The sequence below is a fragment of the Leifsonia sp. McL0627 genome, from assembly GCF_058244615.1.
This window is the reverse complement of sequence record NZ_JBZCGM010000003.1, coordinates 979,823-991,791: the sequence shown is the minus strand read 5'-3', so window position 1 is coordinate 991,791 and position 11,969 is coordinate 979,823. Positions and strand designations below refer to the sequence as shown.

The 11,969-nt window shown below is 70.7% G+C and carries 13 protein-coding genes; 1 reads left to right on the top strand and 12 read right to left on the bottom strand.

Annotation, left to right across the window (positions count from 1 at the left end):
- Positions 1 to 14: 14 nt before the first annotated feature.
- From AC37TH_RS12975 to AC37TH_RS12925, 11 genes are all read right to left on the bottom strand, one after another.
- On the bottom strand, positions 15 to 278 hold the full coding sequence (locus tag AC37TH_RS12975) for a phosphoribosyl-ATP diphosphatase (RefSeq protein ID WP_055894116.1): 264 nt from the start codon (positions 276 to 278) through the stop codon (positions 15 to 17).
- A 12-nt stretch (positions 279 to 290) separates the two neighbouring features.
- Positions 291 to 1,130, bottom strand: a complete 840-nt coding sequence (locus tag AC37TH_RS12970) for an IclR family transcriptional regulator domain-containing protein (RefSeq protein WP_490764754.1) — start codon at positions 1,128 to 1,130, stop codon at positions 291 to 293.
- A gap of 53 nt (positions 1,131 to 1,183) precedes the next feature.
- Positions 1,184 to 1,855 carry a 3-oxoacid CoA-transferase subunit B gene (locus AC37TH_RS12965; RefSeq protein ID WP_490764753.1) on the bottom strand — a complete coding sequence of 224 codons (672 nt, stop codon included), beginning with the start codon at positions 1,853 to 1,855 and terminating at the stop codon, positions 1,184 to 1,186.
- The gene (locus AC37TH_RS12960; protein ID WP_490764752.1) at positions 1,852 to 2,520 is read right to left on the bottom strand and encodes a 3-oxoacid CoA-transferase subunit A; all 669 of its coding nucleotides are present in this window, start codon (positions 2,518 to 2,520) and stop codon (positions 1,852 to 1,854) included. Before AC37TH_RS12960 ends, AC37TH_RS12965 begins: the two co-directional genes overlap by 4 nt.
- Positions 2,517 to 3,755 carry a thiolase family protein gene (locus AC37TH_RS12955; RefSeq protein WP_490764751.1) on the bottom strand — a complete coding sequence of 413 codons (1,239 nt, stop codon included), beginning with the start codon at positions 3,753 to 3,755 and terminating at the stop codon, positions 2,517 to 2,519. Before AC37TH_RS12955 ends, AC37TH_RS12960 begins: the two co-directional genes overlap by 4 nt.
- 68 nt (positions 3,756 to 3,823) lie before the next feature.
- Complete coding sequence (gene pcaDC, locus AC37TH_RS12950) at positions 3,824 to 5,008, bottom strand: bifunctional 3-oxoadipate enol-lactonase/4-carboxymuconolactone decarboxylase PcaDC (protein WP_490764750.1); 1,185 nt, start codon at positions 5,006 to 5,008, stop codon at positions 3,824 to 3,826.
- Positions 5,005 to 6,423, bottom strand: coding sequence for a lyase family protein (locus AC37TH_RS12945; RefSeq protein ID WP_490764749.1), 1,419 nt, complete (start codon positions 6,421 to 6,423; stop codon positions 5,005 to 5,007). Before AC37TH_RS12945 ends, pcaDC begins: the two co-directional genes overlap by 4 nt.
- On the bottom strand, positions 6,420 to 6,986 hold the full coding sequence (gene pcaG / locus AC37TH_RS12940; protein WP_490764748.1) for a protocatechuate 3,4-dioxygenase subunit alpha: 567 nt from the start codon (positions 6,984 to 6,986) through the stop codon (positions 6,420 to 6,422). The genes AC37TH_RS12945 and pcaG overlap by 4 nt, the downstream gene beginning before the upstream one ends.
- A complete protein-coding gene (pcaH, locus tag AC37TH_RS12935) occupies positions 6,983 to 7,777 on the bottom strand; it encodes a protocatechuate 3,4-dioxygenase subunit beta (protein WP_490764747.1) in 795 nt (264 codons plus the stop codon). The genes pcaG and pcaH overlap by 4 nt, the downstream gene beginning before the upstream one ends.
- Positions 7,774 to 9,009: a 4-hydroxybenzoate 3-monooxygenase gene (locus tag AC37TH_RS12930; protein WP_490764746.1), complete on the bottom strand. Its 1,236-nt coding sequence runs from the start codon at positions 9,007 to 9,009 to the stop codon at positions 7,774 to 7,776. Before AC37TH_RS12930 ends, pcaH begins: the two co-directional genes overlap by 4 nt.
- 43 nt (positions 9,010 to 9,052) lie before the next feature.
- The gene (locus tag AC37TH_RS12925) at positions 9,053 to 9,832 is read right to left on the bottom strand and encodes an IclR family transcriptional regulator (protein ID WP_490764745.1); all 780 of its coding nucleotides are present in this window, start codon (positions 9,830 to 9,832) and stop codon (positions 9,053 to 9,055) included.
- Between the two features lie 152 nt (positions 9,833 to 9,984).
- Between AC37TH_RS12925 and AC37TH_RS12920 the strand changes: the two genes are divergently transcribed.
- On the top strand, positions 9,985 to 11,256 hold the full coding sequence (locus tag AC37TH_RS12920) for an MFS transporter (protein ID WP_490764744.1): 1,272 nt from the start codon (positions 9,985 to 9,987) through the stop codon (positions 11,254 to 11,256).
- A gap of 30 nt (positions 11,257 to 11,286) precedes the next feature.
- On the opposite strand, the gene rpe is transcribed toward AC37TH_RS12920, so the two are convergent.
- On the bottom strand, positions 11,287 to 11,958 hold the full coding sequence (gene rpe, locus AC37TH_RS12915) for a ribulose-phosphate 3-epimerase (protein ID WP_490764743.1): 672 nt from the start codon (positions 11,956 to 11,958) through the stop codon (positions 11,287 to 11,289).
- Positions 11,959 to 11,969 lie beyond the last annotated feature (11 nt).

The following is an 11,969-nucleotide window of genomic DNA, read 5'->3' as shown; positions in this document are numbered from 1 at the left end:
CGCGGGAACCCCGGTCACAGATGTCGGTACACGTCCGCCGGACTGAGACCCTTCGCGATGAGCAGAACCTGGAGGTGGTAGAGCAGCTGCGAGATCTCCTCGGCCGTCTCCTCGTCGGACTGGTACTCGGCGGCCATCCAGACCTCGGCCGCCTCCTCCACGATCTTCTTTCCGATGGCGTGCACGCCCGCGTCCAGCTCACGAACCGTGCCGGAGCCTTCCGGGCGGGTCGCAGCCTTCTCGCTGAGCTCGGCGAAGAGGTCGTCGAAGGTTTTCACCTTTACAGGCTACTAGCTTGCGAACGGGCCGCCGGACATCGGTGCGCGAACGGTGACCGTCCGCTGGATGTCGAGCAGGCGATCGGCGGCCACGAGCAGCGCCTGGTGGATGCGCGCGATCCGTCCGGCCTCGTCGCCCGAACCAAGCAGGGCGGCCGACAGGGAGACGTTGATGGCGGCGACGACCGCTCCGGCGGGGCTTCGCACCGGCACGGCGATGGAACGCAGGCCCAATTCCAGTTCCTGGTCGACGGACGCCCAGCCGTCCCGTCCGACGGCTCGGATCGCGGCGAGCAGTTCGGCCGGGTCTGTCACCGTCTTCGGGGTGAGCGCCCGCAGGTCGCTGCGGGCGAGCACGGCCGCGACCTGCTGGTCGTCGAGCCCGGCGAGGAGCACGCGGCCCATCGAGGTCGCGTATGCGGGGAACCGGGTGCCGACGGCGATCCCGACCGACATGATCCTGCGGGTGTGCACGCGGGCGACGTAGACGATGTCCGTGCCGTCGAGCACGGCCATCGACACGGACTCCCCCAGCTCGGCCGACAGCGCGTCGAGCACGGGCGCCGCCAACGTCGGCAATGACTGGCCGGACAGGAACGCGTAGCCGAGTTCCAGGACGGACGCGGTCAGCTCGAACGATCGCCCGTCCGTGCGCATGTAACCGAGGTCGATCAGCGTCAGCAGGAAGCGCCGGGCCGCGGCGCGGCTCATGTCGGTCTTCCTCGCGACCTCGCTGAGCGTCAGCGTCGGGTCGTCGGCGTCGAATGCGCGGATGACGGCGAGCCCCCGGGCGAGCGACTGCACGAAGTGATCGTCGCTTCCGTCGCTCGACCTGGGCGACGATCCGTCCATCGACCTCTCCTGCGCCACTGCCGTCCCTCCGTCGCTGTACGACGACCGCCCGCTCAGCGCCCGGAGACTCCCGGCGCGATGTCGAGAGGCACATCGAGCCTCGATTGTAGTTCAGTGGAGGTGACGCCGAACGTGTCGAGGACCGTGACGCGGCCCCCATCCAGTTCGAAGACCGCGACATCGGTGTAGACGCGGCTGACGCATCCGATGCCGGTCACCGGATAGTGGCAGACCGGCACCAGCTTGCTCGCGCCGTCTTTGCCGAACAGGTTCATCATGACGAAGATCCGCTTGGCGCCCGTCGCCAGGTCCATCGCACCGCCGACGGCGGGGATCGCGTCCGGCTCCCCCGTGTGCCAGTTCGCCAGGTCGCCAGACGCCGACACCTGGAACGCGCCGAGCACGCAGACGTCGAGGTGGCCTCCGCGCATGATCGCGAACGAGTCGGCGTGGTGGAAGTACGACGCCCCCGGCAGCTCGGTGACCGGGATCTTGCCCGCGTTGATGAGGTCGTCGTCGATCTCGTCGCCGACGGCCTGCCGTCCCATGCCGAGCATCCCGTTCTCGGTGTGCAGGATCACGCCCTGTTCCGGGGTGAAGTAGTCGGACACCAGGGTCGGCTGGCCGATCCCGAGGTTCACGAACGAGCCGGGCGGGATGTCCGCCGCGATCCGCGCAGCCAGCGCGGCTCTGCTCAGCGGTTCCGTGGTGCGTGATCCGTTCACAGCGTCTCCTCCAGGTTCACGACGACGTCGACGAAGATGCTCGGCGTCACGATGCCCTCCGGGTCGAGGCCGCCGGTCGGCACGACGCTGCGCACCTGCGCGATGGTAGTGGCCGCGGCCGTCGCCATGACGGGGCCGAAGTTCCTCGCCGTCTTGCGGTAGACGAGGTTGCCCTGCCGGTCGGCCGTGTGCGCGGTGATGAGCGCGACGTCGCCGTGGATCGGGAGTTCGAAGACCTGGCCGACGCCCCCGAGCATCCTGGTCTCCTTGCCCTCGGCGAGCATCGTTCCGTAGCCGGTGGGGGTGAAGAAGCCGCCGATGCCGGCGCCCGCCGCCCGGATGCGTTCGGCGAGGTTGCCCTGCGGCACCAATTCGAGTTCGATCCTGCCCGCCCGATACTCCTCGTCGAAGCGGTGCGAGTCGGACTGGCGGGGGAAGGAGCAGATGATCTTGCGGATACGCCGGGCGCCGATCAGCGCCGCGAGTCCCTCGTCTCCGTTGCCCGCGTTGTTGTTCACGACCGTCAGGTCCGTGGCGCCGTGCTCCAGCAGGGCGGCGATCAGTTCGACCGGCTGGCCCGCCTTGCCGAAGCCGCCGATCAGCACGGTCGCGCCATCCTGGATGGTCGAGACGGCCTCCAGGGCGCTCTCGGTGATGGTCGTCATGCTGCGGCCTCCCCGGCTGCGGAGCGTGCGGCCGTGTCGGTGACGTTCTCCAGCACGATGGCGAGGCCCTGCCCCACTCCGATGCACAGCGTCGCGACGCCCCAGCGCTGCTTCTCGGCGACCAGCCGCGCGGCGAGCGTGCCGAGCAGCCGTGCCCCGGTCGCGCCGAGCGGGTGCCCGATGGCGATGGCGCCGCCCCAGGCGTTGACGATGTCGAGGTCGACCGGCCACGCATCCAGACAGGCGAGCGACTGAGCGGCGAATGCCTCGTTCAGTTCGACAGCGCCCACCTCGTCCCAGGTGATGCCGGCCCGGCGCAGCGCACGGTTAGCCGCCTCGACGGGCGCGAAGCCGAACAGCTGCGGCTCGTTCGCCCAGGCGCCGCGACCGGCGATCCTGGCGAGCGGCGTGCGTCCCAGTGTTCCGGCCGCCGCCTCCGAGCCGACCAGGAGGGCACCGGCGCCGTCGTTGAGGGGCGACGCGTTGCCCGCCGTCACCGTTCCTCCCGCTGCCGTGTCGTCTGCCGGGCGGAACACGGTCTTCAGACCGGCGAGCACCTCCGCGGTGCTGCCCGGGCGGATGCTCTCGTCACGGTCGAGCGCGACGCCGTCCATCCTGAGCAGCTGATCGTCGTAGCGACCGGCCGTCCACGCCTCATCCGCGAGACGGTGCGAGCGGGCGGCGAACGCGTCCTGACGCTCCCTGGTGACGCCGAAGTGTTCGCGCAGGATCTCCGTCGCCTCGCCCAGCGAGACGGTCCACTGCGCCGGCATGGCCGGGTTCACCAGCCGCCAGCCGAGGGTGGTGGAGGCGAGCGCCAGGTCGCCTGCCGGATACGCGCGCTCGGTCTTCGGCAGCACCCACGGCGCACGGGTCATCGACTCGACGCCTCCGACGAGCAGCAGGTCGGCGTCGCCCACCTCGATCTCGCGGCTCGCCAGCATCGCGGCGTCGAGCGACGAACCGCAGAGCCTGTTGACCGTGCTGCCCGGGACGCTCGTGGGGAGGCCGGCGAGCAGCGTCGCCATCCGCGCGACGTTGCGGTTCTCCTCGCCCGCGCCGTTGGCGTTGCCGAACACCACGCCGTCGATCCGCTCCGGATCGAGGGACGGGCTCCGGTCGACGATGCCCCGGACGACCGCCGCCGCCAGGTCGTCCGGCCTGATTGCGGCCAGACCGCCGCCGAACCGGCCGAACGGCGTCCGGACCGCGTCGTAGAGGTATGCGTGCTGCACCGGGTCTCCTTCTCGTCTGCAACGCTCGCATGTCCGCTGTGCGAACATCCGTGCGCCTGTCGAACAGTCTACCGCGCGGCGTCTGTGCGCAGGATGTCCCTGGCGATCGAGAACGCGTGGTTGGCGGCGGGAACCCCGCAGTAGACGGCGCTCTGCATGATCACCTCGCGGATTTCCTCCGCCGTGAGTCCATTGCGGAGTGCGGCGTGCACGTGCATCTCGAACTCGTCCCAGTGACCGCCCGCGATCAGGGCCGTGAGCGTGATGGCGCTGCGCATGGTGCGCGCCAGCCCCGGCCTGGCCCAGATCGACCCCCACGCGTACCGGGTGATCAGCTCCTGGAAGTCCTCGTCGACCGCACCGGCGCTTCTGGCGGTCGCCCGCTCCACGTGCTCGACCCCGAGCACCTGACGGCGCACGCGCATCCCTGCGCCGTAGCTGTCGCTGACGACGGCGCGGGAGAAGTGCCTGACCAGGATCTCCGACACCCGCTCCGGAGCCTCGGCGGCTGCGAGGTGGCTTGCCCCGGGCACCCACTCGGCGGAGCCGGCGCGGACGCCGGCGGCGACCTGCCAGGCGTCCTCACCGGTCACGACCCGGTCGTGCTCGCCGGCGATGGCCACGACGGGAACCTGGATGCGCGGCAGCTCGCCGCGCAGATCGGCCTCCGCGAGCGCGTCGCAGCACCAGGCGTAGCCGTCCTTGTCCGCGTCGGACAGCGAGTGCAGCAGACGACTCGACACCTCGGGTGAGCGTTCGATGAACCCAGGAGCGAACCAGCGCTCCGCCGAACCGATGAGCATGGTCGGCGTGCCCTGCGTCCGCACGACCTCAGCGCGTTCCCGCCAGGCGGCCGGATCGCCGATCCGCGCACCGGAGCAGACGATGGCGACGCCGGAGAACAGGTCGGGAGCGTCGAGCGCCATCCGCAACGTCACGACGCCGCCCAGCGAGACGCCGGCCGCAAACAGGCCGCCATCGCCGAGGTCGCCGGCGGTGCGCGCTGCGGTCAGCTCGCTGAGCACACCGGCGGCGAGCTCGGACAGCGTGAACGGCGCATCCGGACGGGGGCTGCGGCCGTGGCCGGGAAGATCCCAGCCGATGACCGTGTAGTGCTCGGCCAGGAACGGGACGGCCGGCGCCCAGAGGGCGCTGACCGAGGTGCCGAGCGACGGACCGACCAGGAGGGTCGGCTTGGCCGGATCCCCCGCCCGACCGGCGAGCACGGTGACGACGATGGTGGGGATGCTCATACGCCCGAGCCCTTCTCTGTGGTTGCGGTGGAGAGGAAGTCGGCGACGATGCGGTCGCAGAAGTCGTCCGCCTTGCCGAGGTATCCGGCCGGATCGAGGAGCGTCTCCAGCGACGTCTCCCCGAGGGCCGCCGACAGCCGGTCCGCGCCGATCGCGTCGGCGAGCGCTCGCCGCAGCGCATCAGGGTCGGCCGCCTCCCGCGCTGCAGTCACCGCCGCGCGCACCGCGCGGGGTCCGTCCTGGTCGCCCTTCTCGGCGAGCGCGCGACCGAGGACGGCGACGACGCGCTCGCTCACCAGCATCGGGCCCGCCGCGTCGAGGTTCCGCCTCATCCGCTCCGGATGCACGCCCAGCCCGCTCACGAGCTCCGCGGCGAGCTCCGCCGAGACCACCGCCGACCGCAGCAGGGAGCGCAGCGGTGTCCACTCCGCGTGCCAGCCGCCGTCCGAGCGCTGGTCGACGGTCGCCGTGATCGCGGCGGTCAGCGCACCGAGGTCCGCCGGAACGCGGAGGCCCTCGCGCTTGAGCAGGATGGACAGCACGGGGTTCTGCTTCTGCGGCATGGCGGACGAGACGCCGCGGCCGTCCGCGCGCGGCTCCGACAGCTCACCGAACTCCGGACGGCTCAGCAGTGCGACGTCGGTGCCGATCACGGCGCACGCCGCGACCGCTTCCGCCGTCGCCGCTCCGATGCGCAGCACAGGCCACCGGGTGCTCTGCCAGGGGGCTACGGGCGCAACCAGCCCGAGGCGCGCCGCCAGTGCATCCACCAGGGCGAGCGGGTCGGCTCCGGGAACGGTGTCCAGGGCGGCGAGCGTGCCAGCAGCGCCACCCCACTGCAGCGGGAGCGTCGGCAGCAGGTCGCCGAGGTTGCGCTTCGCCGCCGTGATACCCGCCAGCCACTGCGCAGCTGTGAGCGCGAACGTGGACGGCAGCGAGTGCTGCGCCAGCGTGCGCGCGACGGTGAGCGTCGTCCGGTGTTCCCCGATCAGCCCCACCAGGGCGTCCCCCGCCCGGTCGAGCGACGCGGTCGTGGCCTCGATCGTGCGCGACGCCACCAGCAGCAGGGCGGTGTCCACGATGTCCTGACTCGTCGCACCGAGGTGTAGCAGGGCGGCGCCCTCCGGAGAGCCCTCCCCCGTCCGCTGCCTCAGCCGGGCGAGCAGCGGGATCAGCGCGTTGCCCCCGCCCGCCGCTTCCCTGGCGATGGCCGGCAAGTCGTCCTGCTCGACCTGGCAGGCGTCGTCGATGACGGGCAGCCACGCCGGGTCGCCGAGACCGTGTTCGACCAGGACGTGCGCCCAGGCTCGCTCGACGTCCAGCATCGCCTGCACCACCGCCCGGTCGGAGCAGAGCGCCGCCCCCGCCGACGACGCCAGGGCCGGGTCGAGGATGCCGACGTCCGCGTCCGTCATCGACCGAGACCGCCGAAGTCGAGGAACACGGTCTCGTCGTCGCCCTGCAATCGGAGGTCGAACCGCAGCGAGTCCGCAGCTTCGCGCGCGGCGATCACCGTGCGCCTCCTGTCCTCCGGCAGCGAAGCCAGGAACGAGTCTGCGGCGAGCGCCGTCTCGTCGTCGGGGAGGTAGGCGCGGGTGTGCAGTTTGTCGAGGAGTCCGCGGGCGAACACCAGGATCGCGAAGAACGCGGGCGCCCCCTCCTGCGTCGCGCCGGGGGTTCTGGTACTGAACGTGTAGTGGCCTTCGTCGTCGGTGGCGGCGCGTCCCCATCCCGTGAAGGTGTGGCCGTCGCGGTGGAGGGAGCCCGTCCGGCGCACGATCTCGCCGTGCTCGTCGGCCTGCCACAGTTCGAGGATCGCGTCCTGCACTGGGGTCCCTGCCCCGTCGTAGACGGTGCCGTGCAGCCGGATGGTGCCTGGCGCCCCCGGCACGGAGAGCGTGGAGTCTCCGGGGAACGGGAGGGCGTAGCCGTAGAACGGGCCGACGGTCTGGCCCGGCGTGGGTGTCAGGGTGCTCATTCCTCGTCTCCTTCCGGTTCCATCCAGGTTCGTCCCGAACCGCTGAGGACGATGTCCCAGGTATACCCTGTCGCCCACTCGTGGGTCGTGATGTCGTGGTCGTACCGGGCGACGAGTCTGTCGCGGGCGTCCTGGTCGACGATGGACTGGTAGATCGGGTCGAGCGCGAACAGCGGGTCGCCTGGGAAGTACATCTGCGTGATCATCCGCTGGGTGAAGTCCGTGCCGAACAGCGAGAAGTGGATGTGCGCTGGACGCCAGGCGTTGTGGTGGTTCTTCCAGGGGTACGGGCCCGGCTTGATGGTGGTGAACCGGTAGGTTCCGTCGTCGGCGGTGAGGCAGCGCCCGACGCCGGTGAAGTTGGGGTCGAGCGGGGCGGGGTGCTGGTCGCGTTTATGGATGTAGCGTCCGGCGGAGTTGGCCTGCCAGATCTCCACGAGCTGGCCGCGCACCGGCCGTCCGTCTCCGTCGAGCACCCTGCCTGTCACGACCATCCGTTCGCCGACGGGTTCTCCGCTGTGCTGGATGGTGAGGTCGGCTTCGAGCGGGTGGACGTCCCTGTGCCCGAACGCGGGCGACCAGAGTTCGATGGTCTCCGGGTCGGTGTGCCGCAGGTCTTTGGTGGGGTGGCGCAGCAGGGAGCTGCGGTACGGCGGGAAGTCGCGCCGGGTGGCGGTCTCCGGAGGCGCCCCCGCCGCGAGGCGTGACTCGTAGGCGACGTCGATGGAGGCGATCTCCGCGCTGAGCGCCGCCTGCGTCTCGGAGCCGGGCCGTTTCGGTGCGGGGGTCATGCGCGTCCCTTCTGTGCGGTGGCCGGCGTGCTCTGCCAGCCGGTGTATCCCTCGGCGAGGAAGGCGGAGCCTGCGCGGGAGGACACGATGGACTCCCGCTCGCCGCGCTGCCTGCGTCTGTCGAAGTCGCTCGCGTCCGGTTGGTCGTGCAGCAGGGTGGTCATCCAGTAGGAGAAGTGCTGGCTCTTCCAGACCCGGGAGAGCGCACGGTCGCTGTACGCGTCGACACCGGATGCGTTCCCGCCCTCGAACAGGTCGACCAGCGCCTCGTGGAGCACGGCCACGTCGGCGAGCGCCAGGTTCAGGCCTTTCGCTCCGGTCGGCGGCACGGTGTGTCCTGCGTCGCCGACGAGGAACAGCGAGCCGTGGCGCAGCGGTTCGCAGACGAAGCTGCGGAACGGGAGCACGACCCGGTCGGTGATCGGCCCCTCCGTCAGGGCGAAGCCGTCTCCCGCCACCCTGCTCTGCAGTTCGTCCCAGATCTCGGCGTCGCTCCACTGTTCGGCGTCCTCGGACGGGTCGCACTGGAAGTACATCCGCTGCACTGTGTCGCTGCGCTGGCTGATCAGCGCGAATCCGCGGTCGGACGCCGCGTAGACGAGCTCCTCCGCGCTGCGCGGTGCCTGGGTGAGAATCCCGAACCAGGCGAACGGGTACTCACGGTAGAACGTGCGCCGGTGCGTCTCCGGGATGAGGGTGCGGCAGGCGCTGTGCGACCCGTCTGCGCCGACCACCACGTCGCAGCGCAGCTCCACCCTGCTGCCGTCGCTTTCCGTGAACGCCACAACTGGATGCGCGTCCGTCACGCCGCGCACCGCCACGTCGCGCACGGAGAAGCGCACGTCGCCTCCGTCGCGCGCCCTGGCGTCGGCAAGGTCGGCGAAGACGTCGGTCTGCTGGTAGAGCCAGACCGACTCCCCTGCGAGCTCCTGGAAGTCGATCCGGTGGCCGGTGCCGTCGAAACGCAGTTCGATTCCGTCGTGCCGGTCGCCGTCGCGGAGCACCCTGTCGGAGACGCCGGAGTCGACCAGCAGGTTCACGCTGCCGCTCTCCACGATGCCGGCGCGGACGGTGCTGTGGATCTCCGCCCTGGTTCGGCGTTCGATCACCACGGAGTCGATGCCGCTGCGCGCGAGCAGGTGGGACAGCATCAGACCGGCCGGGCCGCCGCCGACGATCGCGACTCTGGTGGTCTCCGAACGGGTGGACGACTCCGTGTGCACCGCTGCCATAGCCGCACTCCTCCTGATGGTTCCGACGAGTGCGGTCAGTCTGTCAGGACGCCTGAACGGCGGAGCGGCCTTCCCGTTCATTGATAATCTCGGCGCGCAGCGCCTTGGTGATGCGCGCCGCCCCCGCGGTCAAGGGGCCGATCACGGCAGCGATCACGGCCGGGTCGCGCGGCACGACGACGCTGAGCGCCGCGATGACCTGCAGCCCGGGCTCGCGCACCGGGACGGAGACGCCGGCGGTGTCGCGGTGCATCATTCCCTCCACCACGGAGTGCCCGCTGGTGCGCACACCGACCAGGCGCTGCCGGAGTCCGGGCAGCCGCGGCTCCCAGTCGGCGATGAAGCTCTCCCGCATCGCCCGGTCGGCGAAGGCGACGATCGCGTGCCCCGCCGACGAGCGGTATGCGGGCAGCCGGGCGGCGGTCGACGCCGCGTTCTCCACGGAGCCCTCCCCCGAATAGCACTCCAGGTAGAGCACCTCGTCGCCGTCCGCGGTGAGCACGCCGAGCTGGGTGTTCTGCCCGACGCTCCACTGCACCTCCTGCATCGCGGGACGTGCCGTGGCCAGCAGGTGGGTGAACGGAGACCTGGCGCGGTGCGCGAGCTCCCAGAGGCCGAGTCCAAGGCCGATCCTGCCCTGCTCGTCTTTGACCAGCCAGCCGATCGAGCTCAGCTCGGCCACGAGCCTGTGCACGGTGGCGACGGGCAGATCGGCGAGACGCGCGATGGCGGTCGCGGTCATCGGCGGTCGACCGGCATCCAGGGTGCTCAGGATGCGCACGATTCGCGTGATGAGCGACTCGCCGGACGGTGAATTGGCCACCTCGTCTCCCTCCTCGATCCTTCCCCCATGTTAGGGTGCGTTCAGCTGCCGCACGAGTGTGCGGTGTGCGAACGTCAGCGATGACGCGTTCCACAGCACCACGGCGCCACAACACCGCCCAGCACCACCAGCACCACAGCAAGGAGGCTCCGATGGCGAGCTCGACGACGTCCACCGCCCGTTTGACGCCCACTGCCCGTTTCTGGCCCATCATCCTCTGTTGGATCGTGGTCGCCCTCGACGGCTTCGACCTGGTCGTGCTCGGCACGGTCATCCCGACCCTGATCGGCACAGGACAGCTCGGCTTCGACCCCGGCGGCGCCACCGCGGTCGCGACGGCCGGCCTGATCGGCGTCGGGATCGGTGCGCTCGCCGTCGGGCCGCTCACCGACCGCTATGGGCGTCGCGTGACCCTGATCAGCTGCGTCGCACTGTTCTCGGTGTTCACGATCGCGGTCGCATTCTCCCCGAGCGTCTTCGTCTTCGGGTTGTTCCGGCTGATCGCCGGTCTCGGTCTCGGGGCGTGCATCCCGACCGTGCTCGCCTATGTCGGCGAGTTCGCCGGAGCGGCCCGCACCGCCCGTGCGACGACGCTGACGATGACCGGCTATCACGTCGGCGCCGTCCTCACGGCGCTGCTCGCGCTGGCGATCGTGCCGGACTGGCGGCTGATGTTCATGGTCGGCGGCATCGCCGGGCTCGTCGTGCTCCCGCTGCTCTGGTTCACCCTCCCCGAGTCCGCGGCCCTCCTGGAACGCCGCACGGCGAGCGCTGAGGGACGCACGAGCGCGTCTGCCGGTTCCGTCGGCGTCCTCGTCCGCCGTCCGTTCCTGCTCGTCAGCATCGGGATCTGGACCGCGTCGTTCATGGGGCTGCTGCTGGTCTACGGGCTCAACACCTGGCTGCCGCAGATCATGCAGCTGGCCGGATACGACACCGGCCACTCGCTCGGTCTGCTCCTCGTCCTGAACCTCGGCGCCGTCGCCGGGCTCGTGGTCGCGGGAGTGCTCGCCGACCGCTCAGGGATCAAGCGCGTCACGGTGATCTGGTTCTTCCTCGCCGCCGTGTTCCTGGCCCTCCTGAGCATCCGGATGGACGGGGTCGTGCTGCTCTACGTCGCGATCTTCATCACCGGCGTGTTCGTGTTCTCCGCCCAGGTGCTCGTCTACGCCTTCGTCAGCCAGCTCTACCCTCCGGAGGTGCGGGGAACGGCGCTCGGGTTCGCCGCCGGGATCGGCCGTCTCGGCGCCATCGCCGGTCCGGCCATCACCGGCACCCTGGTGGCCCTGGACCTGGCGTACCCCGGCGGGTTCTACCTGTTCGCGATCGCCGCCCTGATCTCGGTGGTCAGCATCGCGGCGATCCCCGCGGTCGTCGGACGACGGGAACGGGGCGCGCTGTCCAAGCCGGCCGTCGGCGGTTGATTCGTCTGCTGACGGCCGCCGGACTCCCGGCTACGCGGTGGCGTGGCTGTGGCGCGCCGCCGTCTCGCGCAGCAGAGCGATCTGCCGCTCGGTGTTCTCCGCCCGGAAGACGCTCGACCCCGCGACGAACGTGTCAGCGCCGTTCTCGGCCGCGATCACGATGGTCTCCTCGGTGATGCCGCCGTCGACCTGCAGCCACACGTCGGCGCCGGACGCCTCGACGGCGGAACGCAGGCGCGCGAGCTTCGGCATCGTGTCCGCCATGAACGACTGACCGCCGAAACCGGGCTCCACGGTCATCACGAGCACCTGGTCGAACTCCGGAAGCAGGTCGAGGTAGTCGTCCACCGGCGTCCCCGGCTTCAGGGCGATCCCCGCGCGGGCGCCGAGCTGCCTCAGCCGCCGGGCCAGCGTCACCGGATCGGCCGCCGCTTCGGCGTGGAAGGTCACGGAGTACGCACCGAGCTCGGCGTACCCTGGCGCCCAGCGGTCGGGGTCGTCGATCATCAGGTGCACGTCGAGCGGGATCGCCGACACATCCTGGATGCGACCCACCATCTGCGGCCCGAACGTCAGGTTGGGCACGAAATGGTTGTCCATCACGTCCACGTGCACGAGGTCGGCGGTCGCGATGCGATCGAGGTCGCGCTCCAGGTTGACGAAGTCGGCGGCGAGGATGCTGGGGTTGATCCGGACTGGCATGCCTCCAGCCT

Coding starts and splice junctions, on each gene's coding strand:
- AC37TH_RS12970 (WP_490764754.1), bottom strand. CDS start 1,130: ATGGACGGATCGTCGCCCAGGTCGAGCGACGGAAGCGACGATCACTTC.
- AC37TH_RS12960 (WP_490764752.1), bottom strand. CDS start 2,520: ATGACGACCATCACCGAGAGCGCCCTGGAGGCCGTCTCGACCATCCAG.
- pcaDC (WP_490764750.1), bottom strand. CDS start 5,008: ATGAGCATCCCCACCATCGTCGTCACCGTGCTCGCCGGTCGGGCGGGG.
- AC37TH_RS12945 (WP_490764749.1), bottom strand. CDS start 6,423: ATGACGGACGCGGACGTCGGCATCCTCGACCCGGCCCTGGCGTCGTCG.
- pcaG (WP_490764748.1), bottom strand. CDS start 6,986: ATGAGCACCCTGACACCCACGCCGGGCCAGACCGTCGGCCCGTTCTAC.
- pcaH (WP_490764747.1), bottom strand. CDS start 7,777: ATGACCCCCGCACCGAAACGGCCCGGCTCCGAGACGCAGGCGGCGCTC.
- AC37TH_RS12930 (WP_490764746.1), bottom strand. CDS start 9,009: ATGGCAGCGGTGCACACGGAGTCGTCCACCCGTTCGGAGACCACCAGA.
- AC37TH_RS12920 (WP_490764744.1), top strand. CDS start 9,985: ATGGCGAGCTCGACGACGTCCACCGCCCGTTTGACGCCCACTGCCCGT.
- rpe (WP_490764743.1), bottom strand. CDS start 11,958: ATGCCAGTCCGGATCAACCCCAGCATCCTCGCCGCCGACTTCGTCAAC.